Consider the following 25,822-nt stretch of genomic DNA (forward strand, 5'->3'; position numbering starts at 1 on the left):
AAAAAGGCGCGGTTTTTGAGTGTATATTTGCGCGCCTTTGCATTACTAGGATTTATTCAAGTTCAGCGAGGCACATTTCTTCTTTGATTTGGGCGCACCACGCTTTAACGCGCTCTTCGGTAAGCTCTGGCTGACGGTCTTCGTCGATGCCTAGGCCTACAAAGTGATCATCGTCGGCCATGCCTTTAGAGGCTTCAAATTCATAGCCTTCAGTTGGCCAGCGACCAATTAAAATGGCACCTTTAGGCTCCACGATGTCTCGAATCATGCCCATGGCGTCTAAAAAGTATTCTGCATAGTCCTCTTGGTCTCCACAGCCAAAAATAGCGACCAACTTATCTTGAAAATCTATTTCTTCCAATTCAGGGAAAAAGTCGTCCCAGTCGCACTGAGCTTCGCCATAGTACCAAGTTGGGATGCCAAACAATAATAAATCGAATTCGGCAATTTCTTCTTTGCTGCTCTTCGCAATATCTTTTACATCTATTAAATGCTTGCCCAATTCTTTTTGGATCATCTTTGCAATGTGTTCGGTGTTGCCTGTGTCGCTACCGAAAAAAAGACCTACACTTGCCATTTATACATCTCTCCCAATCAGTTTAGTATCAGATACCTTGCGCCATCCAAAAAATTTCAATTATGCCTTTCATGACAAATCCCAGAGCGCCCAGCCCTAACACGCCGTATACAACAAAACGGCCGGCCTTTGGCACGTCATTTTTTTTCAATACATCGTGCACCGCAAAAAACATGAGGGCAAACAACACCACTAGTGCCATATTAAGTGCAGCAGACTCTAGCGTTTGAAACATCTCTGGCGTCATGTAAATACCTGCTTCGCAACCGGTTATATATTAAAAATTCGCGACCGATGCCGCAGCCAAAAGCAAACTAGCTTTCGTTGCGATTTCTAAGGCGAATTAACTGCACGGATATTAGCACAAATTATTTTGAAAATTGAACGAAACAGGCATAAATAGGGCTGAAAGTGTTCACTTTACTCACCACGTAAAAACTTTGTAATTAAGGCGTTAACGACTTGTGGTTTTTGCGCATGAAGCCAATGCCCAGCCTGCACAATTTTAGCACTGGCATTTGGGAACTGTTCAACAATAGTAGCTTGATGCTTTGGCAAGATATAGTCTGACTCAGCGCCTTTAATAAAAAGGGTAGGGCCGGCGTAACATAGTCCCGTCAAAGGCCACGCACTCAGCAGTGCGTAGTCTCGTACAATTAGCGGTAAATTAAATCGCCATTGCCACTGTCCATTTGCATCTTGAAATAAACTCTTTAACAAAAACGCCTGCGTGCCTGGGTCCTGAACGTATTCGGCTAACTGCGTTTTTGCCTCGCTGCGTGAACTTATCAGTGAGAGGTCGACATTATTTAGTCCATTAAATACATTATGGTGGCGTGCAGAATACTCAATAGGCGCAATGTCCATAATCACTAGTTTTGATATGAGTTCAGCGGCATGCTTTGCCACCAGCATGGAAACCTTCCCGCCTAAAGAGTGGCCCACTAATACATAGCTTGCAATTTGCAAAGGAGCCGCAAGCTCTCGTAGAAGCTGAGTGATATGACTCGCGCAGTCATCAAAACTGAATAGCTCAGTTCTAAGTGACTTTCCATGGTTAGGTAAATCAATGCTAATAACGATACGTTCATGTTCAAAAGCCCGGCGAATCACCGATAAATTATCCGAATTACCGAACAAACCATGGATGAGTACAAGGGCAGGCAAAGAGCTACCTACCGTATCATTAGCGCTTTGCAGCGTCGGCCCATGTACTTGATAAAACAGACCTTGCGCCGAGGTACCATCGCTCGGGACGCTTATAGTATGCATATTGGTCATTTACGGCCTACATATTTGGATAATTTGGCCCGCCACCACCTTCTGGCACAACCCATACAATGTTTTGAGACGGGTCTTTGATATCACAGGTTTTGCAGTGCACGCAGTTTTGCGCGTTTATTTGAAATCTTTTGTCACCTTGGTCAGTGTCGACGACCTCATATACACCGGCAGGGCAGTAACGTTGCGCTGGCTCATGATACTTTGGCAAATTTACCTGAATCGGAATGCTTGGGTCTTTCAACTTAAGATGACACGGCTGGTCTTCTTCATGATTGGTATTTGACAAATACACCGACGACAGCTTATCAAAGCTCAACACGCCATCGGGTTTAGCATAATCAATTGCGGGCATGTCGCTGGCGGCTTTCAATGTTGCATAGTCGGGTGTGGAGTCGGTAATAGTAAAAGGTAGCTTTCCTGCAAAAAAGTTTTGGTCGAGCGTATTGTATGCGCCGCCAAAAAAATTTCCAAACTTATGGATCGCAGAACCAAAATTTCGTGAGCGATACAGTTCGTCGTAAAGCCAAGAGGCCTTGAAGCGCTCTGTGTACTCAACAGGGTCTTTTATTTCATCGCTTTGACTGAGTCCGAATAGGGCTTCGGCCGCTAATATGCCCGACTTCATCGCGGTATGATTACCTTTGATTTTTGCAAAGTTAAGCGTGCCCGCATTACAGCCGACCATCAGACCGCCGGGGAAGGTCATTTTCGGTAAAGACTGAAATCCACCCTTAGCAATCGCTCGAGCGCCATAACTTACACGCGTGCCGCCTTTTAGGGTATTGGCAATTACCGGATGATGCTTTAAACGCTGAAATTCATCAAAGGGTGATAGGTGAGGGTTATCGTAATTAAGGTCAACAATCAGCCCCACGAATACTTGGTTGTTTTCAGCGTGATACAAGTAGCTTCCACCCGTCGCTTTTTCAAGCGGCCAACCCGCGGTATGCACTACCAGTCCCTGTTGATGTTGCTCGGCGGGGATGTCCCAAATTTCTTTAAAGCCTATGGCGTAGTGTTGAGGCGAACTGTCTTTGTCTAAATCAAATTTTGCGATGAGTTCTTTGCCTAAATGGCCTCTACAACCCTCAGCAAATACGGTGTACTTGCCTTTGAGTAACATGCCAGGTACGTAACCATCTTTTTCACCACCGTCTGCAGATAGCCCTAAACTGCCGGTGATAATGCCTGCGACATTGCCGTTTTCATCGTAATGAATTTCACTGCCGGTAAAACCTGGATACACTTCAACGCCTAAATTTTCGGCTTGTTCACCTAACCAGCGACACATATTGGCCATACTCAGTATGTAGTTACCGTCGTTATGCATTGTTTTTGGCGTGATAAAATTCGGAAGCTTGGTCGCTTTAGTGTCGCTGTTGAGCAAATAAATGTCGTCTGATGTTACCTCTGTGCCCATTGGTGCACCGAGTTCTTTATAATTTGGGAAAAGTTCTTCAAGTGCACGAGGCTCAAATACTGCACCCGATAGAATGTGTGCGCCGAGCTCAGACCCCTTTTCAAGCACGCAAACGTTAAGCTCTTTGCCTTTTTCATTGGCTAATTGCTTGAGTTTTATCGCTGTAGATAAGCCGGAAGGACCTGCGCCTACAATTACGACATCAAACTCCATTACTTCTCGTTCCATTGCCATCTCCAAATATTCGCTCGCGTTAAATCGTTGTGTGAGTCTGCGTGAAGGGCACCTTTATTTCGTGGCGCAACGTCTAGCAGGCGCATGTAGTGGGTGAAAGGTAATGCAGCTTGACGTTAACGTCAACCGTTGAAACGATTGCGTTTCGTGATCAGGCGCTGTTACCGCGTAAACTCATCGTTAAAGTTTTTGTAAACGCATGAATTTACTTTCCATCTACCCCTAACTATGAGCGAATAGCGAAAGTTATCAACTTATTAATATTTGTGTGGCCAGATAAGTCCGATTAATAACTAACGCGTATTAACAAACATGGCAGCGCCTATATTTGTGCGCATACATTGTTTGGCACATAGTTGCATCTTATGTCTTTGATAATGGATATCTTAGACTGGCGATATCTCTTGTTAGGGACATCTTTAATTGGGGGCATCCTTGTTTACGAAGAACAAAGAAGCTTCAGATAGACCGAATGTCATGGCTCTTTTTGTATTTTGCGGGGCGAGCATAGGTGAGTTGACAGCTTATAGAGGTGTATTCGTTAAACGAATATTATTAAGTGTCAAAACATTGTAAAATCCAGACATTCGCTAGCGATAGTTGACGTTTACGTAAACTGCCGTAAAATTTTTAAGTATTCGAACATTTCTACTTACACGCCACTAGGGGTATATATGAAGGTATTAGTGCCGGTGAAACGCGCCATTGACTATAATGTCAAAGTGCGAGTGAAGCCTGATAATTCTGGGGTTGACCTAAATAACGTGAAGATGGCGATTAATCCATTTTGTGAAATCGCGGTTGAAGAGGCCATACGGCTTAAAGAAAAAGGTGATGCCACCGAAATTGTTGTCGTATCCATCGGCGATAAGGCTTGCCAAGAACAAATCAGAACAGGCCTGGCCCTTGGGGCCGACCGTGGAATTCATATTGAAACAGACGCTGGGGTGAGCTTGGAGTCGCTTCAAGTCGCTAAGCTTCTGCAAAAAGTTGTTGAGGCCGAATCGCCCGATTTGGTGATTTTGGGCAAACAGGCCATCGACTCAGATAACAATCAAACCGGGCAAATGCTCGCAGCACTTACCGGCATGCCGCAAGGCACATTCGCCTCAGAGGTGAAGGTAGTCGATGGGAAGCTCGTAGTAACCCGAGAAATTGACGGTGGTTTACAAACCGTTGAGTTAAGTTTGCCGGCAGTAGTCACAACCGATTTGCGTTTAAACGAACCGCGCTATGCCTCTTTGCCAAATATCATGAAAGCAAAACGCAAGCCCATTGATGTTCAATCTGCAGCCGATTTAGGCGTAGATTTATCGTCAAACGTTAAAATACTTAAAGTAACGCCGCCGCCACAACGGCAAGGTGGCATCAAAGTCGCGAGCGTTGAAGAGCTAGTAGAAAAGTTAAAAAATGAAGCGAAGGTGATCTCATGACAGTATTAGTATATGCAGAGCACGATAATGAAGTGCTTAAGCCTGAAACAAACAAGCTGGTCACTGCCGCCAAAGCCGTTGGTGCCGATATAACCGTACTCGTCGCTGGACAGCAGTGCGAAGCCGTTGCCGATGCTGCTGCTAAGCTTTCTGGTGTCAGTAAAGTTCTGCTGGCAAATAATGCGGTATATGGCCATCAACTGCCTGAAAATATCGCTGAGTTGGTGGTAGAACTGTCTAGCGGTTATACGCATATTTTTGCAGCGGCAACGACCACCGGCAAAAACTTTATGCCGCGCGTGGCGGCCTTATTAGGTGTCGCTCAAATTTCTGATGCCATTGCCGTGGAGTCTGCAGATACCTTTGTACGCCCTATTTATGCAGGAAATGCCATCGCGACCGTGCAAAGCAGTGATTCAGTGAAAGTCGTCACGGTGCGAGCATCCGCCTTTGATGCTGTAGCAGATGATGGTGATGCGGGTATTGAAGCGGTTGATATTGTTAAAACATCAGAGAAATCGGCTTATTTAAGCGCTGAACTCACCAAGTCTGAGCGTCCAGAGCTTACCGCAGCAAACGTGATTATTTCTGGTGGACGCGGTATGCAGAACGGCGATAACTTTGCTTTATTAAATGGTATTGCAGATAAACTGGGTGCGGCCATCGGTGCATCGCGCGCGGCCGTTGACGCTGGGTTTGTACCCAATGATATGCAGGTAGGACAAACTGGCAAAATCGTTGCCCCAGACCTATACATTGCGGTCGGTATTTCGGGTGCCATTCAGCATTTGGCTGGCATGAAAGACTCCAAGGTCATTGTTGCCATTAATAAGGACGAAGAAGCACCGATATTCCAAGTGGCTGACTATGGTTTAGTCGGAGATTTGTTTGAGGTGTTGCCTCAGTTAGAGTCAACCCTCTAGCGCTTTTTACCAAAAAAGATTGATTCTAAAATACCAGCTAATACGCTGGTATTTTTTTGCCTAAAAATAATTCAATTTTGTTTTAAAAAAACACTTGCGTAATTGCAAAATGCGACTATATTTCGCTCACTTTTTCGATGCCCACGCGCCTTGCTTAGGCATCACATTTTTACAAGGGTAAACACATGATCCACACTATTGTTGTGGTAGATTCAGCCAGCAATTTTGCTGACGCCATCCCAGACTTGGGCGTACCGGTAATCGACTTTAATCAGTACCTGTCGGACTATCCAAAAAAGGGCGAACCGAAAACGCGGGTAATTAACCTGTGCGCGACCGATTTGTATTTGAGCAGAGGTTACTATTGCTCATTGTTATCGGAAGCACGTCAGCATCGAGTATTACCCAGCGTAAACGCCATTAACGATTTGATTATTCGTAGTGAAGATGCGCAATTTGACAGTCATCAGATTACCTTGCCACAGCATATATGTTCTGGTTTGTTTGACCAGACGGCGGACGGAAAAAGTGCAAATGAGTCAGATGCGCTTACCGATAAAACCGTACTTGCCTACTTCGGGCATACCGAAGACAGCGCATATCAGCGCATTGCAAAATACGCCTTTGAGCGCTTTCCTGTGCCTATATTATCGCTTAGCGTTACTGTGCATCATAACGTCACGTCGCTCAGCGTTAAGCTGGTAAGCATCGAGAGCCTAGCGCCTGCACAGCAAAGTATTTTGTTTAGCCGAACTCAACAGTTTATTGCGACTAACTGGCGTAAAACATCGCCTAAAAAACGTGCGCGTTGGGACATGGTGATCCTTTACAATCCAGACGAAAAAACACCACCGAGCGATCGTAAATCTCTTAAAAACTTTGTGAAAGCTGCGCAGCAGGTGGGTATACATGCAGAATTAATTACGCCAAAACAGCTTGGTCTTATTAGCCAGTATGACGCCTTGTTTATTCGTGAAACTACCCGGATTGATCACCACACCTATCATGCAGCGCGTAAAGCGGAGCAAGAAGGTTTGGTGGTGATGGATGATGCCACGTCAATTTTGCGCTGTTGTAACAAGGTGTTTTTACAAGATGCATTTACCTACAACAAGGTGCCAGCGCCAAAAAGCGCCTTTGTGTCGGTGAATGATGAGGGCTCGCGTGCTCGCTTAATAGAGCAATTTGGCTTTCCGATGGTGCTTAAATTACCTGAAAGCTCGTTTTCGATTGGTGTTTTTAAAGTCGACGATGAAGCTCAGCTAAAAGACAAGTTAGATTTGATGTTGGCGCAGTCAGCCTTGGTGCTTATTCAAGAATTTATCTTTACCGAGTACGACTGGCGAATTGGTGTGCTTAACGGCCGTGCTATTTATGCCTGCCGTTATTATATGGCGCGTAATCATTGGCAAATTTATAACCACAGCTCCAAAAAGAACTTCTCTGGTACCTTTGAGACCTTACCTACTTTTGAAGTGCCAAAACCGGTGCTCGATGCTGCTATTAAGGCCAGCGCGATTGTTGGACGCGGTTTGTATGGCGTAGATGTTAAGCAAAGCAATAACCAAGTGTATGTAATTGAGGTTAACGACAACCCTAGCTTAGAGTCTAAAGTGGAAGACCTTTATTTGGGTAAAGAGCTTTATATGATCATCATGCAAGAGTTTGCCAATCGTTTAGAAGCGCGCGGGCGTTAGGCATAAGACATATGAACACAAACCGTTCGTTCAGTATCCGCTTGGCAAAGCAAGCCGATGTGGATGCCTTGTACGCATTAGAAAATGCCAGTTTTGCGTTTGATAAACTTAGTAAGCGCCGTCTTCGCCACTGGGTCAGTGCTGCGAATGCTATTTTGTTAGCCGCATTCGAGCATCCAACAACACACTTAGGGGCAAACTCAGAACTAAGCCAAAAACAAGCGCAACAATCGCCTGTAAAACTTACCGAAACGGGCACATTAATGGGCTATGCCTTAGTGATTATGCGAAAGGGCTCTCGAAGCGCTCGGCTTTACTCAATTGCCACTGATACTCGAGCTCGAGGTCATAAATTGGGTGAACAGCTCTTATCGAAAGCGGAGTCGCTTGCGGTTGAAAAAGGCGTGTTGTTTATGCGCTTAGAAGTTGCCATAGACAACACACATGCTATTTCTCTTTATGAAGCAATGGGCTATAAACAGTTTGGTATTTATCATCAATACTATGAAAACAGCATGGACGCCTTGCGTATGCAAAAGCCCATTAAGCAGCTGTATTCTAAAACGTCATTACCGCAATACCCTTGGTATCAGCAAACCACAGAGTTTACCTGCGGCGCTGCGTCTTTGATGATGGCAAGCAGCGCGTTAAACGCGCCGCTCGAACTTGATCAATTCACAGAGCTTGATATTTGGCGTCAGGCGACCAGTATTTACATGACTTCAGGCCATGGCGGCAGTCATCCGATAGGTCTAGCATTGGCGGCTAAGAGTCTAGGTTTACAAAGCGAAGTGTTTATCAATATCGAGCAAACGCCTTTTATTGATGGGGTGCGCAGCACTCACAAAAAGCAGCTTTTGTCTTCGGTACACGAGCAGTTTTGCATGAAAGCAAGTAAGGCCGGCATTGAGGTGCATTATGCTGAGCCCGATATAGCAGATTTAAAAGACGCGCTGCAAAAAGATAGCGCGGTAATTTGTTTAATTAGCACTTATCAATTTGACGGTAAAAAAATACCGCATTGGGTTGCGATCACGCACATAGATGATACATGCCTGTACATACACGACCCAGATATTGAAGAGAATGATAACCCGATGGATTTTCAGCATATCCCTATTGCAATAGAAGACTTTACGGCAATGGCGACTTACGGCAAACAGAAATTACGCACCTGTTTGGTCATTTCAAAGGCCCAGAGTGTCGCTTAGTCACTCAGGGCCTATCACTTGCATAAATCACTAAAAGATAATCACTCGGAGCTAATCACTCGGCGCTAATCACTGATAACTGGTAACGCAGAATCGATATCGGAAAACCAATACAGCACCTTACGTACCGCAACTTAAGTACCGCAAAACGTCATAAACTCATCATTAAATTTTTGCCCTGCCGGCTGCGTGTATTTTATATCGCTTGGCCACTCAAAGGGCGACTGTAAATTAGTGAGTAAAGCATTAAAAGCGGATAGGTCACCTTGTTTTTGTGCTAACTGCAGCGCCTCTTCCACCAAATGATTGCGCGGAATAATCGCAGGATTTACCTTTTTCATTTGCTCAACAGTCTTAGAACTGTGGGTTTGGCGCATAGTTAACCACTCCTTCATTGCGGCTTTGTTTGAGCAGGCTGACAAAAGCTTGTTAGCCGCATCAACTGCGTTGCTTTTAACCGCAGTAGCATCCTCGCTCACTTTATCACTTGCATGCGTATTCACATGCTCTGTCAAATAGTAGTGAGAAAGCGTCCAGTCTAATTTTTGCTCAAACAGCATTTGCTGCCACTGGTCTATAATCAGATTTGCAGTATCCACATCCAAACTCTGATCAATACCTAATTTATCGCACATGAGCAGCCTAAACGTTTGCTCATATTGCGGAATAAAGCTCTGCACCGCTTGTGTCGCCAGTTCAATGGCTTGTTCTTTTAAGCTGTCCTCGTCGCGATTGCCTCCATCGTCGATTCCATCGGCAATAAGAGGAAGTAAGGTTTCGGCAAAACGCGACAAATTCCATTGCGTCACCGAAGGCTGATTCATATAGGCGTAGCGGCTATTGCGGTCGATAGAACTAAACACGGTTTTAGGATCGTAGGTGTCCATGAATGCACAAGGCCCATAGTCAATCGTTTCGGCTCCAATGAGCATGTTGTCAGTATTCATCACGCCATGAATAAAGCCCAAGCCCATCCACTGCGCGATAAGTTTTGCCTGCGCACTGATACAGACGTTTAAAAACGCCAACGCTGTATTAGTTTGGTGTTGCATCAAAGGTAGTAATAGCTCGGGGAAATGCCGTTCAATACTGAAGTCGACGAGCTTTTTTATTACGTCATATTGGTCGCGTGCCGCAAAAAACTGAAAGGTTCCAATACGTATTTGGCTGGCCGAGGTTCTTGCCAGGACAGCACCCGCCTGAGGAGGATCGCGATAAACAGTCTCGCCGGTGCTCACTACTGCTAACGAGCGCGTGCTAGGCACTGAATATGCGGCCATGGCTTCTGATATTAGTACTTCGCGCAGCATCGGGCCGAGTGCTGCTTTGCCATCCCCGCCACGTGAAAATACAGTTGGTCCGCTGCCCTTTAAATCAAGCTCAAATAGCTTGCCATCGTTATTTTTCAGCTCACCTAACACCATAGCTCGTCCATCGCCTAGCTGAGGATTAAAATGACCAAATTGATGGCCCGCATACGCTTGAGCGATGGGTTTAGCGTCTGTAGGTATTTCTTGGCCAGAAAACAGCGCTGCTAGCGCATCGTCCGAGCGAGGAAAATTAGCGTCAAACTGCGATGCTAGCTTTTCATTAAAATACAAAAGTTGTGGCTTCGGGTACTTGAGGGCTTCAGCCTCAACACAGCACTCGGCTAGCCTGCTGGAAAACTGCTGATTTAAGCCAAGCTGGTAGGGGGGATGTGTCATGCTACTTCTCATTAATTGCGCTTTTGATTGATATATACGGCTTACGCTTGCATTTAGAGTCGATTAAATATCATATTTTTGTGTATGATTACGACACGGCAATGTGGTCAGAAAATTCCGTCCAAACAAATTGTTAATAGACAATTGTTTTTGGAGAGCACCGTTTTGACAAACCCGTTTTTTTAGAAGAATTTTCAAACTATTATAAACAAAAAGTTAAGCATATTTGAGCCAACGTAAATTTTCACTCTCAGCCAATGCCCATAAGTGGCATAAGAGACTCATGCATGTAGTGGGCATTCAGCTCCTAATTTGGGCTATCTCTGGCTTATATATGGTTAGCATCAACATCCACTCCATTCATGGAGATGACAGAGTGCGTAGCGCAGCACCCGTTGATGTTGAAAAAGCGATTTATCCTATCGATGAGGTGTTTAAGCGCTATCCTGAGCTTCTAGGTATAAAACTCAAACAAATTTTGAATCAGCCCTATCTTGAGGTAAGGCTTGCCGATATGCCATACCGAGCTCTATTACAAAACGCCGAAACCGGCCAGGCCCTTCAGTCATTATCAAAAGCGCAGATTGAGCAAATCGCACTTAACCGCATTGTGACTGACGAAGGACAAGCGCCGCAGAAGATTAAAAGTATCGAATTACTAAATACCTTGCCAGATTATGTTGGCTCGCTCAAATTATCGGGAAAGGGCGCTGCATACGAAGTATCTTTTGATACATGGGATAATCTACAGTTTTATATACAAGCACAAACGGGAGAAATCATTACAAAACGCCATAGCCTGTGGCATGTATTCGACTGGATGTGGCGCTTGCATATCATGGATTATGACGATGGCGAAAATGTTGATAATTGGCTACTTCAAGCATCATCGGTGGTAGCGCTGGTGGCCTTATGTGCAGGAGTGGTATTGCTTTGGCATAGAAAACGGTTTTTAAAGCAATCTTCCCTTGAAAGTACGCCTACTTTGAAACGTATTTTAATGCTGCATAAATACTTAGCGCTTATTGTGTTTGCCCAGCTTTTTATTTGGTTAGCCTCTGGCTTGTATTTATCTGCAATGAGTAAACCTGATACGCCGACACTGGTGCCGCCTAAAATTGATTGGCAAGCACACATGCGGGCACACACGACTTTTGCTCAAATGCTTCAAGACCATCGGGAGTTTCTTAGCGCTGAGTTACACAATGTATTTGCTAGGCCTTATATATTGCTTACCGAAGAGGAGGGTTATCATCGCAATTTTGCAAGCACCAAGTATCTTGTTAGCTTGTTGGATGGGCGTTCGGTCAGCATTAGTCAAAGTGATATATCCGCATTTTTTGCCCAAAATGGTCTCAAAATACAGGACGCTAAGATAATAGAGGGCGGCGAGTCTGAACTACGTGGTGAACAAAATCGTGTATGGAAAGTGAATGAAGCCAGCGATGTTTATACTTATTATTTTGATGCGCAATCCGGACAAGCGCTCAATACCCTCAGCACTGAAAAGCGTATTTATGACTTTATGTTGCGTCTGCACTTTATGGATTATTGGGGAGCGGGGCACTTTAACCATTTCTGGAATATTGTATTTAGCGCAGCAAGCTTATTGCTCGCTCTTAGCGCCTTCATAACGTTTATTCTGCGCTTAAACAAGCGAAGAACTTATAAACGAAGGTTTATGAGCAATACGTTGATGAGCAATAAATAAAACGCGGATTAAAATTAAGAACACAACTAAGAAAATAGCGAAGGACATAACTAGGGAAATAACTAAGGAAATAACTAAAAAATGAAACAATTAAAAAGCAAATAATAACGTTTGCTTTTTTGTTGTGCTACTAATTATAGTTGCTTGTTTGTGCGCAATGCATGCTCTAGTTTCCCGCCACCGCATTTCTGCCTAACTTTCTTGCGCTAGCTTACCTGCGCTAAGCTTCTTACGCCAAGTTTCTAGCGCCAAGTTCCTTGCGCAGGGATTCACGCAAGACCTCTCGCGTGATGGGTTTATGTAGGTAGTCATTCATACCGGCAGCAAAAGCGTCTTGTCGGTCTTGCTCCGATACATTGGCGCTCAATCCGATAATAGGAAGTTGCAAGCCTTGCTCTCGAATACGAACAGTTGCCTCGATGCCGTCCATAATCGGCATTTGAATGTCCATAATGATTGCATCAAACGCGTGCTTTTTAATAAGCGCTAGGGCTTCTTTTCCATTTATGGCCACGCTAACTTTGTGGCCCATGTCAGTTAGCATGGTCGTGGCAACAACCGCATTGATTTCGTTGTCTTCTACCAAGAGTATATGCAGTTCCTTGCATGCAGAAACGTCATCACCGTGAGCATTTATTTTACTTTGCGACATCTCTACAAGGCGCTTAAGTGCCGATGCGTCATCGAACACAAAAGGGGCGTTTTGGTGAGATGATGTTACCTCGTTGATATGAAAGCGCATTGGCATATTGGTCACAGCGTTAATTGTCTCGCAAAAACGCACAACGCACGCCGGCGCATCGTCATCATAGCTAAGCCCCGGCAGATCAATATCATTATATTTTAAGGCCAAATATTTACTTAACGCCACGGCATGGCACGGCAAGCTTATACTAAACGTAGAGCCTTGATTTGGCACGGAGCTTACCGCTATCTCACCGCCCATCAAACCAATAAGTTCTTTGCAAATAGCGAGCCCGAGGCCACTGCCGCCGTATTTGCGAGAAATGCTGGTGTCAGCTTGTTCAAAGGCATCGAAAATAAAGGGTTTATGTTCAGGCTTAATGCCAATACCGGTATCTTGCACCGTAAATCTAAGCTGTCCACTTGATGGGTTTTCCCATAAAAAATCGACCTTCAGCGTAACACTGCCGCTTGCGGTAAATTTTACTGCGTTTTTCAATAAATGCTGCAAAATCTGTTTTATGCGAGCTGCGTCAATATTAACGATAAAGGGGCAGTCGTGAGCAAGGTCCACATTGAACATGAGCAATTTATCGTCTGTCATCACGCGAGCGAGTTTGGCTATTTTTACCGTCATACTCGCTAGTTCAACGGCTTCGCTCTGCAGTTCAACTTCTTCGTTATTTAAACGAGAAAAATCAAGTACATCGTCAACGGTTGCTAAGAGCAAGCGAGAAGAGTGCATAAGCTGCGCAAGATACTGCTTTAACTCATTGGTGCTTTTTGCATTCTCACAAAGCTGAGTGAGCCCTAAAATACCGTTAATTGGCGTGCGAAGCTCATGGCTCATATTCGCTACAAATTGAGCTTTTTTATCAGCAAGCATTTGTGCTTCTTGCGTTGCCGCTTTTGCTTTTAGTAAGCTTTGTTCTTCGGCTTTTAGCATCTGGTTGTACGCGTTTGCGATATCTTCAAACTCGTCTTTTGAATCAATGTTAATTTGGTCAAAACCTGAATGCTCTGTTTCTCGTTTTATCGCCTGCTCAAATATCTTTAATGGACGTTTTACGCAAATGCTGATCACTGCATACAACACAAGAATGAGCACAACAAAAAATATGCCTGTGATGCTTGTTAGTCTGCGTTGATATCCCCTGAATTGTTCATCTAAAAGATGGGTGTCGTATTGCGTTACGATAACTAAATCTAGCGTATCGATTTTATCAGTGCTCGGCGCGGCAACTGGATAGGCCATTGCATAGTGATGATCATCGAGCGAAGTGAAGTGCGCACGCTTTGTGGTTTTTGCACTATGATAGGCAGTGCGCATCTGCTCTGTCATGTCAGCTAGAGTATGATTGGCATAACGATAATAACTCGTTGCTAATACCTCGTCTTGGTCTGCGGCAATAATTGCGGTACGTTCAACATTGTTATTCAGCGCGATGATGGTCGTAATTCGCTTCATCATTTCGGGGGTGGTATTGACGTCTAAAAGCATCGAAGTTTGGCTTGCGGTAGCTATCGCATTGCGCTGAGCCGTACGAAGTTGTTCAGTCTCAAACATATTCAAAAGTACAGACGTGACCCCATATACGAGCGCGGCGAATGCTAAGCAAACGGGAAGAATAATTTTGGGGACAAGACTGATTCTCACTGGCTAACCTGCTTCGAGCCGGCATACACTTCATTAAACAAGGTTTTGAAGGTCTCACATTTGTCATGTTTAGCCACTTTGCATGCGTTTACTAAGCTGGCACTTAATGCCATCCCATCTTTATGGAGCCTTCGGTTGATATCACTATCAACTAAAATAATACCATCCATTGCCTCGCTTACGGTCTCTTTAGGTACGTTGGCAATTGCAGCGACAAACTGATAAAAATTTTCAGGGTCTTTTTTAATGACGTCTATTGCTTCAAGCCACATATTAACAAGCTTTGCCTTGGTATCCGCGCCAACATGTGGTTTTGCCCAAAGCAAGTCAAATATCTGATTAGGAAACGCTTCGCTGCTGGTAACAAGATGAAGGTTATCGTTTGCAAGTAAATGCGTAGATAAGGGTGGATAGGTAACGCAGGCATCTATTTGCTCGTGTTGAAAAGCCTGTTCGCATTCTGTTTCAGGGATGATAATTTGTGTAAAGTATTTAAAGGGATCTGAGTCTTCAAAGGTTAAAGACATGAAATATGACCCAATTCCTTGAGAAGGGACGGCGATGCGTTTTCCTCTCAACGCATCGGCATTTTTTAATGATTTATGGGCAACAATGACGTCGCCGCCTGCTGAAAAGTCGGTGATGATTACCGGCGATAGTGCTTGGTTCGATAAAATATTAGCATTGCTAAACTCCAACATCGACGTTGCTGCAGCATCGACTTCGTCACGCAAATAGCTACGTCGAAGATTAAATATGTTAGAGGGTTCAAGAATCTTTAGCCTGAGCTGATGCTTGTGGTCGAGCCCTTGCTCAATTGCATAATATAGAGGATAGAAACCGTACCAGCTCCCTACCACTATCGTAAGAGGGGTGGGGGGCTTATTTGACTCACAGCTAGTGAAGGACAGGATGCAAAACATACACACGAGCAAGCGCGAGCAACTGCTTTTGCAGCAGGCCCCAAAATTACCTGCTCCTGCTTTAGCTTGTGTACTGTTGTTGAACACTCAATTGCCTTTAAATACCCATATAATAAGGTATCGGCAATAAAGGCATTTTTTTTACGAAACCAAGGCTTTAAAAAACCAAATCTGCTCGATGTTGTTTACAACATTAATGGCATCGAATGATAAAAAAGTTCGTGATGAGACGGCGACTTTTTGTAATTTGCTTCTACAGCCCGTCCTGTATCATTTTCTTTATAATTCTAGCTTTTACAAAATGATCCAATTTATGCGTTTGAATCCACCAAGTCGCAGCTTCCATAAGTAACTCCGGATCATCATTTCTGTTTGCGAAAAAAGCATAGAATGACAAACCAACACCATCCCCTTTTACTCGATATTTTTTGTCGCAAACAGCTAGCATCTTATGTCGTAGTTCAGTTCTCACTTTCCAATTCCATATACAGGCTTATGGTATACAACACCGTACGTAACAAGCAGCGGCGGTTCATGCCACTATCCGGTTAATGTATTTTTAATCGTCCGATTTCTGAGAAACAATATCTACAGTTTCAATAATCTTGCTTATCACCACCTCTGGAGCATCGGCTGGGATGTTATGAGTGGCCCCTTTTACAACGATATGCTCAGAGTTATTAGAAAGCTGCGCAATACTCTTTTGCATTTCTGCCCACTTATCTCCTACGTTATAGAAACGAGGTGATGCTTTGTAAGCTTCTCTGTCATGACTCATTACCACCAGTTTTAAGTTACCGAAGTCATAATTGAAGTCTTTTAAAGGCGTGAAGAAGCCTCCTTCGTTTCGGTAAGCTGACATTACGCGTGCGTATCGAAAACTGGAATAGTATTGGTCTAGCCGTTGAGCCAATGAAGAGTCATATCTCTTAAAGAGATTCTTGATGGCTGATACCCCCAGAATCGGGTCAGCATATTGCCAAACTTGCACATGCCTTGCGATGGGTGAGAAGGTGCCGCGCAGGATTTCATGCTGATTCTCGTGTGCCGAGTCTAACAATATCAGCGCTACCAAATTAATGTTGGCTCTTGCGGCAGTGTGTCTTGCGATGATACCGCCGTATGAACGTGCAACTATAACAACTGGACTGTCACCCGCAACATGTTGAATAAGAGACGCTTGAAGTTGAGCCTTTTGCTCTCTTGTAAAATCCGTTGGAATATCACCACTGCCACCATGACCTAATCGGTCGTAATAACATGACTTGAATGTGTCGGGCAATTGTTCGGAAATTGATGACCAAACTTGTTCCGAGTCATCGCCAAAACCAGATTCAAAAAAAACAAAAGGGTTTCCGCTTCCTTTACAGACATACCTCACTTGTTTGCCGTCAAACAAGAAGTAGTCGCCGGAAAGCGCAATAGGCTGATGAACAAAAAACGCAATAACACGAAGTAATAGATAAATACTGAATATTATTAGAATCGCTATGGTTATCTTGCTCGATAAAAAACGTTGATAAGCCCAAGACATATAAATCCCTTAATGTATGTACGCAAAGTCCCTTTAAGTATGCAACCCTTTGTAAGCGGCGAGTCTGCTCTTTGCGAAAGTTCGTTTTAATAGATTTGCTACAAAAGTTTTAATAGCCTCATCGACTATTCAATTTATCGCTTACAGTAAGTTTTGACAAACGTTTTATCGGGTTACGGATTTTGTTTACCCTTTAAACAAGGCTACAAGCAAGATAAAACCTGCTCAATATCGTTCACATCATTAATAACACTGAACGACAAGCGAATAAGCTGCTCTCTTTGATCAAACTTAACGCCTGCTTGCGTAAGCTTCTGCGCGGTGTCGTTGGCCGGCAATGGCAAACATAAAGTCCCTGAACACGCTATGTTTTGAGATGAACGCGAGGGGGTTTTGCTCAGCAAGTCACAGTAGTGAGCGGGAATTGCTTGAGGACTCGTCTGTAACAATTCCTGCAAAAAATGCCGCATCAGCATAAGGTTATGTTCTCTATAAACGCTCGTGCTAATTGAAACGTGTTGTTCGATGGCGCTTGCTGCCAATATAAATGGCGCAATGCTAGGGGTTCCGCCAAAAAAGCGCGTAACGCCTTTGGCCGGCGCAAAGTGCGTAATGTCAAACTCGAATGGATTTTCATGAGAAAACCATGCTAGATGATCGGGAGCTAATTCTTCTGCGTGCTCGCTCGCTAAGCACAAAAATGCTGCTCCCGGCCCACCACTTAGCCACTTTACGCTAGAGCCGACCACGCAGTCTACCGACCACTGAGTGATATCTATGGGAATGATACCCACAGACTGCGCGATATCAACGCCGCACCAAACATTGTGCGCGTGCGCCAGTGCGCTCAACTGCGCAATATTGCTCAACTCGCCGGTATTAGAGTGCGCATGAGTCAGTAAGCAGGCAAATGCGTCTGCTTGCGACAGCTGCGCTTCCCACTCACTCAAATCGTTAGCGCTACCGTCTATCAGGCAAAGCTCTAGGTGGTAAGTCTCGCAAAGGCCTTTCACTGCAAAACCCAAAGAGGCAAAAGCATCTTTATGCATAATGACCTTTTTTGGGGAGGAGGGGGATGGTGGTTTTGTACTGTTTTTACGTTTATTTCGTTTGGCAAGGGCTGCCAGCCATTGCGAAAAGGCGATGCTAACCGATGGCTGAGGGCAAATGTCAGCGCTGTTTGTATTTAGCAAAACGCTTAGAGCGTTTCTAAACCTGTCGATTTGCGACATCCAATGCGGCCATGCATCCCCACCGGTGGTTTGCCATGGCTCAAGATAATGCTCATTCAATTGTGATGTTGCGGTCTTGCACAGCGGACCAACGGAGTGAGCAAGGGCATATACACCCACTGGCCTATGATAAATCGAGGCAAATGACGGTGCGTCTTTTTCAAGCTTGTGCGTGTTTTTACTGTCTTGTTCGTTTGCCATTTTTTGCTCGCTATGACTTGCCGCTAATTGACGGGCGAACCTTACCATACTCGCTTCCCCAACGGTCGGTCATGGTACAGCGAATGTCCCACAATTGAGGAAAAAAGCGCTTGCGTGCACCTTGTTGCAATAAATCAACAGGCCTGCCTTTGAGAGAATCTGAGCCGAGCCCAATAGACCGATGGATTAAAAATAAATGCCGCCATCTAAATAGTTGAAACAGCTCGTCATATTCAATAAGCGCCTCAGCTATTGCGTATTTCTCATCGTGCGTATACTGCTCGTCATAAATGGAATCAATGCTGATTGCACCATTCTCCAAATAGCTTTCTTCAAACGCCTGCCATAAATCATTAGGCAGTTTAAGCAGCATTCTAAAGCCTGGAGACTCTTGGCCGCTGCCATTGCCTAACTGCAAACGAATTTGCTGATATTCTTTTGGCGACATGGTCTCGAGCACGCCAAGTTGGTCTATCATCATGCGCTGGATGCGATGCACTCTTGAAAAAAGCGTAATAACGCGATGGCTTTGGCGTTTACGCATATACTCAATTATTTCAACCAGTGTAAAGGTCATCAACTTCATCCAAAGCTCTTCTACCTGATGGACAATTTGAAATTGCAGTTCGTCGCTAGTTGAAAGTTCAGCAAGAGGCTTTTGGCAGCTTAGTAGCTTATCGCATTTCAGATATACACCGTAATCGAGCATGTCAGGGTTTTCAATCATGGCGTAGTATTTTTGTCGCATGGCATCATTATCGTGTGACGTTGTCTGTTTCGACATATTTTTACTCACATATTGGGCTCGCATCATTCCTAGTAACAGTATCGACGAAATACTTAAAAACATTGTTGTTATTATTCTATATACTGCGGGATAAATAAGAACGATGGTTTTTACATTGGCATTTAAATGGAGTAATGTTCTCGCATTTTAGGTGTTCATGTGAGCGTTTGTTTTATGAAGGGCATCAATACGCGTATAAACAAGTGCATTAATTCGAGTGTATACAAGAGCATTATCACGAGCATCAAAAGAAGCATCAACATGAGTGTGGGCAGAATATGAACTTAAGCGAACAAGACAAACGAATATTACGCTTGCTTGAGCAAGACGGCAGAATGTCTTTTGCCGAATTAGCAAGCACCGTAGGCCTATCAAAAACGCCTTGTTGGAACCGAGTAAAGGCACTGCAAAAGCAAGGTTTCATCAAAGGCTACCGCGCGCAGCTTGACGGCAGTCTTCTTGGCTTAGAGATAAGAGCCTTTGTGCATGTAATTGTAAATTTTAACGAGTCAGCTCAGTTTGAGGCGAGCGTAAATGCAAATGACAATATTTTGCGCTGTGAGGCGGTGACCGGCGACTTTGATTATTTACTCGAGGTGGCCGCACCAGATATGCCTCGGTTTGACGTTTTGCTGCGTCACGAATTATCTAAGTTGCCCGGCGTCATGCGCTTTAGTACGTCTATTTCAACCCGAGAAATTAAGCACGCCCATGCCTACATGCCTCTGATTTGAAAATAACTTAGGTAAAAATGACGTCATAAAATAATCAAGTAATTAAACAATTACACGCAAATACACTTCTTGCGTTATCTGTAGCGTTAGCGCTGAAACAATTAGATACACTTTAAGCGCGTATTACAGTGAGTGTTAAGCAAATGACGTTAGGCTAAATGCACTAAAGCTTAGTATAATAATATGAGTAATATCATATTGATGCCGTTGCTCGGCGTAAAAATAACACCAAAAAGGCTTATTCATGGCAAGTGGCTTAAAGAAAGTTGGCATTCCTATTTTTATTTTAGTTGGCGCGATTGTAATTATGGCGATTTTAATCGCCAGTAAACCCGAGCCTGAGAAAAAAGAAGTTGAAAAGGCCGAGTTTTTAGTCGACGTCTCACCCATTGAATTCAACGATATCGAATTTTTAGTTTATGCCCAAGGCTCGGTCCAGCCGAAAAACCAAACCATGCTCAGCTCACAAGTCAGTGGAAAAGTCATCGCTATCGCTGACAACTTTATCGAAGGCGGTTTTTTTAGTGAGGGAGACGTTTTAGTTGAGCTCGAAAGTGTTGATTATCAAACTGACCTCTTGCTCGCCGAGGCTGAGCTGGCAAGAGCTCAGGCCGCATTAGATGAAGAAATTGCACGCGGTAGGGTTGCAGCTAAAGAATGGAGTTCATTTAACTCAGGCACACCACCCGAGTTAGGCCTTCGTAAGCCACAGTTAGCCAGAGAACAAGCAAATTTAAAAGCCGCTCAAGCAAATTATCAGCGTGCTTTACGCAATTTAGAACGCACCAAAATAAAGGCGCCTTATGACGGTTTGGTCAAAAGCCGCGGAGTAGACTTAGGCCAATTCTTACCCCTAGGCGGTCAGGTAGGAGAGATATTTTCAACTGACACTGCCCAAATTCGCTTACCGCTTACCGACGATGATGTTGCCTTTATTGGCGATGTTCAAAATCAACAGCCTATTGTGACCTTAAGCGCCGAAGTCGCGGGTAAAAAACAATTCTGGCAAGGGCGTTTGGTAAGAGACGAGGCGGTACTAGATGACGCTCGCCGCGTGATTTACGGCGTTGTTGAGGTTAACGACCCGTACTTACGTCAAGATACACAGGTTAATCAGTCAGCATTGAAGTTTGGGCGTTTTGTTGAGGCGCAAATTACTGGCGTTCAAGCCAGTGGCATTGTTAAGCTTCCTCGCTTTGTGCTGCGATTAGACGGCACGGTGTTAACCGTTGATGACAATTCTCAATTACAAATTAATGATGTTGAAGTGATACGTACCGACGAAGACTTTGTATACATTGGTGGTGGCTTAGACCCTTCGCATCAGGTAGTCATGAGTGCGGTATCTAACCCCTATAACGGCATGCCGGTACGGATACTAGATACACCACCTACGGGCTCTGAGCAGTCTGTGCAAGAGGTAAGTTTATGAGTGAGCATATCGATACCAAGTCAGGCTTAATTGCTTGGTTTGCGCGCAACAGCGTAGCAGCAAATCTCCTTATGTGGTCGATTATACTTGGCGGTATATTCGGTATCATCCAAGTACAAAAAAAGATTTTTCCTCAGTTTATTATTAACCAAGTGATTGTGCAGGTGCCATACTTAGGAGCGGCTCCGCAAGAGGTGGAAGAGGGCGTTATTCTCAAGATTGAGGAAGCGGTTAAGAATTTAGAGGGGATTAAAAAAATCACGTCGACCGCTCGCGAGGGCCTTGGCACCGTCAGTATTGAGGTGGAAGATGGTTACGACGTGCAAAATATGCTCGATGAGGTAAAAGTACAGGTCGATGCTATTCCGACGTTTCCTGCTAATACTGAAAAGCCTGTGGTTTACAGAGTAAAAGTCCCGCAAGACGTGCTATGGGTGTCGGTCTACGGCACGGTAAGCGAGCGTAGTCTTAAAGAAATCACCAAAGATATGCGAGACGATATTGCGAATTTGCCGGGCGTATCCGACGTTTCGGTATTTGGTGCGCGCGATTATGAGGTATCGGTAGAAATATCAGAAAACGACCTACAGGCCTATAACCTTACCTTTGACGAAGTCGTGCGGGCGATTAGAGCTACGAGCATTGATATTCCAGGTGGGTCTATTAAGAGCGAAAATGGCGATATTTTGCTTCGCGCAAAGGGCCAAGCGTATACCGCCTATGAATTTGCAAGTATTCCGCTCATAAACCGACAAGACGGCACACGCTTGCTGCTAGGTGACATTGCCAGTATCAACGACGGCTTCATTGAAGACAATCAGTTTGCCTTATTTGATGGCAAACCTGCTATGAGTATTAGAGTGCGAGCGGTGGGCGATCAAAATGCACTTGAAATCTCAAAGCAGGTTAATCGTTATCTCGATGAACAACGCGACATTCTGCCGCCAAACGTGAGCGCTGATTCGTGGGGCGATAGCTCGTTTTATTTAGCAGACCGCCTCAATATGATGCTCTCGAATATGTTTTTTGGGGCACTGCTTGTTTTCTTAGTGCTGTCTCTATTCTTAAAAATTAAATTGGCGTTTTGGGTAATTGTTGGCTTGCCGGTTTGTTTTTTAGGCACGCTGATGTTGATGCCGATTCAATACATCGATGTTTCTATAAATCTTTTGAGTTTGTTTGGCTTTATTCTGGTGCTGGGGATAGTCGTTGACGACGCCATTATTATGGGAGAGTCGGCGTACAGTGAGATGGACAAACACGGCCACAGTATGGACAACATCATACGCGGCGTTAAACGCGTCGCCATGCCGGCCACCTTCGGGGTTTTAACCACAATAGCCGCCTTTTCGCCGATGTTAATGGTGAGTGGTACCTTTGGCGTGATCTGGAAAACCATCGGCATGGTGGTGATTTTGTGCTTAGTCTTTTCACTGATTGAATCAAAACTAATATTGCCGGCGCACTTGGCGCACATGAAGGTAAAACCATACGATCCTGACACTGCAAACTGGTTTCAGCGCAAGCGAGAGGCTTTTAATGAGCTTGTGAAAGGGTTTATTGCCAATAAATATGCGCCATTTTTAGTCAAAGCGGTGAAATACCGCTATACCACGTTAGCAACCTTTGTGGCCATGTTAATCCTCACCATAGGCTTGTTTGGCAGTGGACTCGTGCGATTTGTATTTTTCCCTGATATCCCGTCAGACTTCATGGTTGCGACTATTGAAATGGAAGCGGGCAGTTCTCTTAAACAGCGAGACCAAGCCATTACCAATGTAATGAATGGCGCGCTAGCAATGGAAAACCAAATTAGCGAGGAAACCGGTGCCGGCGTAATAAAACACTTTTTAGCTTTTGATACCGGTGCGCTTTCGGGTCAGTTTTTTATTGAGCTCACCAAAGGCGAAACGCGCGATTTAACCGACAAACAGATTCAAGAAGTATGGCGCGAAAAAATTCCTGAAATGGCAGGCGTACGCTCATTTAGTATCGGTGGCGGCGGTGGCCCTGGTGGCGGCTCAGACTTGGATTTTGAGTTTAGCTCAAATAATCTGCAGGAGCTCACCAATGTAACCGCCGAGCTTAGAAGCTATTTAGAAGCTTACGAAGGGGTAAGTGAGATTAACGACACCTTCAGTGGCGGTAGCGACGAAATTCAGTTAGCGGTGAAACCTCAAGCAGAGGCATTGGGGATTTCATTGTCGCAACTTGCTCAGCAAGTGAGATATGGCTTTTTTGGAGCAGAAGCTCAGCGCATTCAGCGTCAAGATGAAGAAGTTAAAGTCATGGTCAGATATCCGCAAGAGCAGCGAAACTCTGTCGGTAATCTTGAAAACATGCGCGTTCGAGCGCCTAACGGTGACGACATCCCATTTAGTCAGGTGGCCGATATTGAATTGGCTAAAGGCTACTCGAGTATTATACGAGTAGACGGTGCTCGCTCCATTACCGTCACCGGTAAGGTAAATAAAGATTTAATCGACCCAGGTGAAGTAGTATCTGAGGTCACTAATGAAGTTATCCCCGAAATACTCTCACGCTATCCGCAGGTAAGTTTTAAACTACAAGGAAACTCAAGAGAGCAGGGCGAGGCTATGCTGTCGTTGGCGCAGGGTTTCTTGTTCGCGCTGCTGGCAATATTTGCATTGATGGCTATTCCGCTTAAGTCTTATTCACAACCGTTAATAATTATGTCGGTTATTCCCTTCGGCGTAGTTGGGGCAATCATTGGACATTTGTTATTAGGTAAGGCGGTAAGTGTTCTCTCGATTTGCGGGATCATTGCCTTGTCTGGCGTAGTGGTAAACGACTCACTCATCATGGTGGATTTTGTCAATCGCGCTCGTCGAGAAGGTTACCGAATGATTGATGCGGTTGTTAACGCGGGTACTCAACGTTTCAGAGCCATTGTACTGACCTCACTCACAACATTTATGGGATTAATGCCTATTGTGTTTGAACGCAGCCTACAAGCCCAAATTGTAATCCCTATGGCGATTTCGTTGGCCTTCGGGATATTGTTTGCCACAGTTATTACACTGCTGCTTGTCCCGTCGCTTTATTTGATTTTAGATGATTTTAAAACGGCATTTAGAGGCAAGAAGGGAAAGCGTGTTGATGCAAGCAAATCGCAAGATGATAATCCAAATGAAGCGAACGGCGATTTTGCCGCTGAGGGTAAATAGCATTTAATTGCAATAAGCAGGAGCACAAATGAAATACTTTTTTTGGCTTAGCGGCTTGGCTTATGTGTTTGTCTATTTTTACGCCGCTTGGATATACGACGGGTTTAGCATGCCCGTGGCAATTATTGTATTTTTGCTGAGCGCTGCCTTTGTGTACTGGCGTTATAAACGCCATTTAGCCGATGAAGCTCAGTTGCAGTCACAAATTCAAAATCGTGCTGTTGACCAAGCTAGCCGTAAGCCTATGTCAATTTGGCGTTCGCCCTTCCCATATGTAGGGATTATTGCGCTTATTGCCATTGTGGTGGGCTTTCAGATTTAGTCGGTCCATCGGCTTAAAAGCCGGTTTGCCTTGCCCATAGCAACGGCGTTGCCAATGATCACGAAGACAACGCCAACAATTGAGTATTGTGTCCATAGATAGGCTTCAAAAAAAGTCGATATAATCAGCGCTACCACGGGGTATACCAGCACCACATAGGCTGCTTTGTCTGAGCCTATTTGCTTTAGCAACTTCATATAAGAGCCGAACGCGAGCACCGAACCAAACACCGACAGATAAACCAAAGAGTAGTAATAAGACGGTTGGTCTGGAAGTGAAAATTCCATTCCACTAAAAAGTGCAATAAGACTCGTGCAGGCAACACCGTAGCTCATGGCCCAAAAATTCATTGGGATGACGCCAGTCTGCCGATCTAAAATACGCTCAGAGGTAATATTTCCAAATGCGGCCGACAAAAACGAAGCGGTTGCGAATAATAGTCCAAGGCTAATTCCTTCGGTGAGAGACATTTTTTCAAATTCGGGAGCAAAAATCAGCGCAATACCAAGCAGACCTATGGTCGCGCCAATGATCACTTCTAAGCGAATAGCCTTGCCCAATATAATGCGGCGCAGCACCACATTAAAATAAATTACGCTGCTGCTAAGGACTGCCAGCAGGGCGCTTATCATGTGTTGTTCAGCCGCATACAAAAACGAATAATCCATGCAGTACAAAAAGACGCCAGCGGCAAATAGGTATTTATGTTGTCCGGGCGCTATGCGCAGCGAAATGCTGCGGATTTTGCACCAAATACCCAGTAATACGGCGGCAATTGCAAAACGCAGAGCAACCGAGACCATAACCGGAGTTTCACCGGTTTGAAAGGTAATGGCTATCCAAGTAGAGCCCCAAATAAGCACACAGGTGCTAAACAAAAATACGTTAGAATTGAGCATTGACGACTCTTTAAGTATTAAAACGAAGGAGTA

General features: G+C 44.6%; 21 protein-coding genes. 9 read left to right on the forward strand and 12 right to left on the reverse strand.

The features are described from left to right. Nucleotides 1-52 precede the first annotated feature (52 nt). The 4 genes from fldA to ACFO4O_RS03485 form a co-directional block, all read right to left on the reverse strand. Nucleotides 53-577, reverse strand: a complete 525-nt coding sequence (gene fldA, locus ACFO4O_RS03470; protein WP_382405969.1) for a flavodoxin FldA — start codon at nt 575-577, stop codon at nt 53-55. Nucleotides 578-605: 28 nt separating this feature from the next. Then, entirely contained in the window at nt 606-824 is a 219-nt protein-coding gene (locus ACFO4O_RS03475) for a DUF2788 domain-containing protein (protein ID WP_382405970.1), read from the reverse strand. 173 nt (nt 825-997) lie between these two features. Next, nucleotides 998-1,858: an alpha/beta fold hydrolase gene (locus tag ACFO4O_RS03480; protein ID WP_382405971.1), complete on the reverse strand. Its 861-nt coding sequence runs from the start codon at nt 1,856-1,858 to the stop codon at nt 998-1,000. 7 nt (nt 1,859-1,865) lie between these two features. Next, nucleotides 1,866-3,509 (reverse strand): electron transfer flavoprotein-ubiquinone oxidoreductase, encoded by a 1,644-nt coding sequence (locus tag ACFO4O_RS03485; protein ID WP_382405972.1) that lies wholly within the window; start codon nt 3,507-3,509, stop codon nt 1,866-1,868. Between the two features lie 680 nt (nt 3,510-4,189). On the opposite strand from ACFO4O_RS03485, the gene ACFO4O_RS03490 reads away from it, so the two are divergent. The 4 genes from ACFO4O_RS03490 (at nt 4,190) to ACFO4O_RS03505 (ending at nt 8,779) form a co-directional block, all read left to right on the forward strand. Next, nucleotides 4,190-4,948 carry an electron transfer flavoprotein subunit beta/FixA family protein gene (locus tag ACFO4O_RS03490; RefSeq protein WP_382405973.1) on the forward strand — a complete coding sequence of 253 codons (759 nt, stop codon included), beginning with the start codon at nt 4,190-4,192 and terminating at the stop codon, nt 4,946-4,948. Continuing rightward, entirely contained in the window at nt 4,945-5,871 is a 927-nt protein-coding gene (locus tag ACFO4O_RS03495) for an electron transfer flavoprotein subunit alpha/FixB family protein (protein WP_382405974.1), read from the forward strand. The genes ACFO4O_RS03490 and ACFO4O_RS03495 overlap by 4 nt, the downstream gene beginning before the upstream one ends. Nucleotides 5,872-6,056: 185 nt before the next feature. Beyond that, nucleotides 6,057-7,568: a RimK family protein gene (locus ACFO4O_RS03500; RefSeq protein WP_382405975.1), complete on the forward strand. Its 1,512-nt coding sequence runs from the start codon at nt 6,057-6,059 to the stop codon at nt 7,566-7,568. Nucleotides 7,569-7,579: 11 nt separating this feature from the next. After that, nucleotides 7,580-8,779, forward strand: coding sequence for a GNAT family N-acetyltransferase/peptidase C39 family protein (locus ACFO4O_RS03505; protein ID WP_382405976.1), 1,200 nt, complete (start codon nt 7,580-7,582; stop codon nt 8,777-8,779). 134 nt (nt 8,780-8,913) lie between these two features. Here the strand turns inward: ACFO4O_RS03505 and ACFO4O_RS03510 are convergent, their stop codons facing one another. Beyond that, a complete protein-coding gene (locus ACFO4O_RS03510) occupies nt 8,914-10,485 on the reverse strand; it encodes a protein adenylyltransferase SelO (RefSeq protein ID WP_382405977.1) in 1,572 nt (523 codons plus the stop codon). A 226-nt stretch (nt 10,486-10,711) separates the two neighbouring features. Between ACFO4O_RS03510 and ACFO4O_RS03515 the strand changes: the two genes are divergently transcribed. Next, the gene (locus ACFO4O_RS03515) at nt 10,712-12,196 is read left to right on the forward strand and encodes a PepSY domain-containing protein (RefSeq protein ID WP_382405978.1); all 1,485 of its coding nucleotides are present in this window, start codon (nt 10,712-10,714) and stop codon (nt 12,194-12,196) included. Nucleotides 12,197-12,425: 229 nt separating this feature from the next. On the opposite strand, the gene ACFO4O_RS03520 is transcribed toward ACFO4O_RS03515, so the two are convergent. The 6 genes from ACFO4O_RS03520 to ACFO4O_RS03545 all read right to left on the reverse strand — a co-directional run bounded on the left by ACFO4O_RS03520 (nt 12,426) and on the right by ACFO4O_RS03545 (nt 19,211). Next, nucleotides 12,426-14,537, reverse strand: coding sequence for an ATP-binding protein (locus ACFO4O_RS03520; RefSeq protein WP_382405979.1), 2,112 nt, complete (start codon nt 14,535-14,537; stop codon nt 12,426-12,428). Then, on the reverse strand, nt 14,534-15,547 hold the full coding sequence (locus tag ACFO4O_RS03525; protein WP_382405980.1) for an ABC transporter substrate-binding protein: 1,014 nt from the start codon (nt 15,545-15,547) through the stop codon (nt 14,534-14,536). Before ACFO4O_RS03525 ends, ACFO4O_RS03520 begins: the two co-directional genes overlap by 4 nt. 166 nt (nt 15,548-15,713) lie before the next feature. Next, on the reverse strand, nt 15,714-15,932 hold the full coding sequence (locus ACFO4O_RS03530; protein ID WP_382405981.1) for a DUF6500 family protein: 219 nt from the start codon (nt 15,930-15,932) through the stop codon (nt 15,714-15,716). Nucleotides 15,933-16,019: 87 nt separating this feature from the next. Further along, the gene (locus tag ACFO4O_RS03535; RefSeq protein ID WP_382405982.1) at nt 16,020-16,994 is read right to left on the reverse strand and encodes an alpha/beta fold hydrolase; all 975 of its coding nucleotides are present in this window, start codon (nt 16,992-16,994) and stop codon (nt 16,020-16,022) included. A 203-nt stretch (nt 16,995-17,197) separates the two neighbouring features. After that, nucleotides 17,198-18,475, reverse strand: coding sequence for an aminotransferase class V-fold PLP-dependent enzyme (locus ACFO4O_RS03540; protein WP_382405983.1), 1,278 nt, complete (start codon nt 18,473-18,475; stop codon nt 17,198-17,200). Next, nucleotides 18,438-19,211, reverse strand: coding sequence for a tryptophan 2,3-dioxygenase family protein (locus tag ACFO4O_RS03545; protein WP_382405984.1), 774 nt, complete (start codon nt 19,209-19,211; stop codon nt 18,438-18,440). Before ACFO4O_RS03545 ends, ACFO4O_RS03540 begins: the two co-directional genes overlap by 38 nt. A 281-nt stretch (nt 19,212-19,492) precedes the next feature. Between ACFO4O_RS03545 and ACFO4O_RS03550 the strand changes: the two genes are divergently transcribed. The 4 genes from ACFO4O_RS03550 (at nt 19,493) to ACFO4O_RS03565 (ending at nt 24,890) form a co-directional block, all read left to right on the forward strand. Further along, a complete protein-coding gene (locus ACFO4O_RS03550; RefSeq protein ID WP_382405985.1) occupies nt 19,493-19,948 on the forward strand; it encodes an Lrp/AsnC family transcriptional regulator in 456 nt (151 codons plus the stop codon). Between the two features lie 244 nt (nt 19,949-20,192). Next, nucleotides 20,193-21,380, forward strand: coding sequence for an efflux RND transporter periplasmic adaptor subunit (locus tag ACFO4O_RS03555; protein WP_382405986.1), 1,188 nt, complete (start codon nt 20,193-20,195; stop codon nt 21,378-21,380). Further along, the gene (locus ACFO4O_RS03560; RefSeq protein ID WP_382405987.1) at nt 21,377-24,568 is read left to right on the forward strand and encodes an efflux RND transporter permease subunit; all 3,192 of its coding nucleotides are present in this window, start codon (nt 21,377-21,379) and stop codon (nt 24,566-24,568) included. Before ACFO4O_RS03555 ends, ACFO4O_RS03560 begins: the two co-directional genes overlap by 4 nt. 28 nt (nt 24,569-24,596) lie before the next feature. Then, the gene (locus tag ACFO4O_RS03565; RefSeq protein ID WP_382405988.1) at nt 24,597-24,890 is read left to right on the forward strand and encodes a hypothetical protein; all 294 of its coding nucleotides are present in this window, start codon (nt 24,597-24,599) and stop codon (nt 24,888-24,890) included. Here the strand turns inward: ACFO4O_RS03565 and ACFO4O_RS03570 are convergent. After that, complete coding sequence (locus tag ACFO4O_RS03570; RefSeq protein WP_382405989.1) at nt 24,887-25,789, reverse strand: DMT family transporter; 903 nt, start codon at nt 25,787-25,789, stop codon at nt 24,887-24,889. The two genes, ACFO4O_RS03565 and ACFO4O_RS03570, sit on opposite strands and share 4 nt — an antisense overlap. Between the last annotated feature and the right edge of the window lie 33 nt (nt 25,790-25,822).

It is taken from the genome of Glaciecola siphonariae (genome assembly GCF_042652645.1).
Lineage (GTDB): Bacteria > Pseudomonadota > Gammaproteobacteria > Enterobacterales > Alteromonadaceae > Glaciecola > Glaciecola siphonariae.

What these genes read in the sequence shown, in the direction of transcription:
- ACFO4O_RS03540 (WP_382405983.1), bottom strand. Translation starts at nt 18,475, where the DNA reads ATGGTAAGGTTCGCCCGTCAATTAGCGGCAAGTCATAGCGAGCAAAAA.
- ACFO4O_RS03565 (WP_382405988.1), top strand. Translation starts at nt 24,597, where the DNA reads ATGAAATACTTTTTTTGGCTTAGCGGCTTGGCTTATGTGTTTGTCTAT.
- ACFO4O_RS03560 (WP_382405987.1), top strand. Translation starts at nt 21,377, where the DNA reads ATGAGTGAGCATATCGATACCAAGTCAGGCTTAATTGCTTGGTTTGCG.
- ACFO4O_RS03505 (WP_382405976.1), top strand. Translation starts at nt 7,580, where the DNA reads ATGAACACAAACCGTTCGTTCAGTATCCGCTTGGCAAAGCAAGCCGAT.
- ACFO4O_RS03490 (WP_382405973.1), top strand. Translation starts at nt 4,190, where the DNA reads ATGAAGGTATTAGTGCCGGTGAAACGCGCCATTGACTATAATGTCAAA.
- ACFO4O_RS03570 (WP_382405989.1), bottom strand. Translation starts at nt 25,789, where the DNA reads ATGCTCAATTCTAACGTATTTTTGTTTAGCACCTGTGTGCTTATTTGG.
- ACFO4O_RS03500 (WP_382405975.1), top strand. Translation starts at nt 6,057, where the DNA reads ATGATCCACACTATTGTTGTGGTAGATTCAGCCAGCAATTTTGCTGAC.
- ACFO4O_RS03535 (WP_382405982.1), bottom strand. Translation starts at nt 16,994, where the DNA reads ATGTCTTGGGCTTATCAACGTTTTTTATCGAGCAAGATAACCATAGCG.
- ACFO4O_RS03485 (WP_382405972.1), bottom strand. Translation starts at nt 3,509, where the DNA reads ATGGAACGAGAAGTAATGGAGTTTGATGTCGTAATTGTAGGCGCAGGT.
- ACFO4O_RS03480 (WP_382405971.1), bottom strand. Translation starts at nt 1,858, where the DNA reads ATGACCAATATGCATACTATAAGCGTCCCGAGCGATGGTACCTCGGCG.
- ACFO4O_RS03550 (WP_382405985.1), top strand. Translation starts at nt 19,493, where the DNA reads ATGAACTTAAGCGAACAAGACAAACGAATATTACGCTTGCTTGAGCAA.
- fldA (WP_382405969.1), bottom strand. Translation starts at nt 577, where the DNA reads ATGGCAAGTGTAGGTCTTTTTTTCGGTAGCGACACAGGCAACACCGAA.
- ACFO4O_RS03510 (WP_382405977.1), bottom strand. Translation starts at nt 10,485, where the DNA reads ATGACACATCCCCCCTACCAGCTTGGCTTAAATCAGCAGTTTTCCAGC.
- ACFO4O_RS03475 (WP_382405970.1), bottom strand. Translation starts at nt 824, where the DNA reads ATGACGCCAGAGATGTTTCAAACGCTAGAGTCTGCTGCACTTAATATG.
- ACFO4O_RS03545 (WP_382405984.1), bottom strand. Translation starts at nt 19,211, where the DNA reads ATGTCGAAACAGACAACGTCACACGATAATGATGCCATGCGACAAAAA.
- ACFO4O_RS03555 (WP_382405986.1), top strand. Translation starts at nt 20,193, where the DNA reads ATGGCAAGTGGCTTAAAGAAAGTTGGCATTCCTATTTTTATTTTAGTT.
- ACFO4O_RS03495 (WP_382405974.1), top strand. Translation starts at nt 4,945, where the DNA reads ATGACAGTATTAGTATATGCAGAGCACGATAATGAAGTGCTTAAGCCT.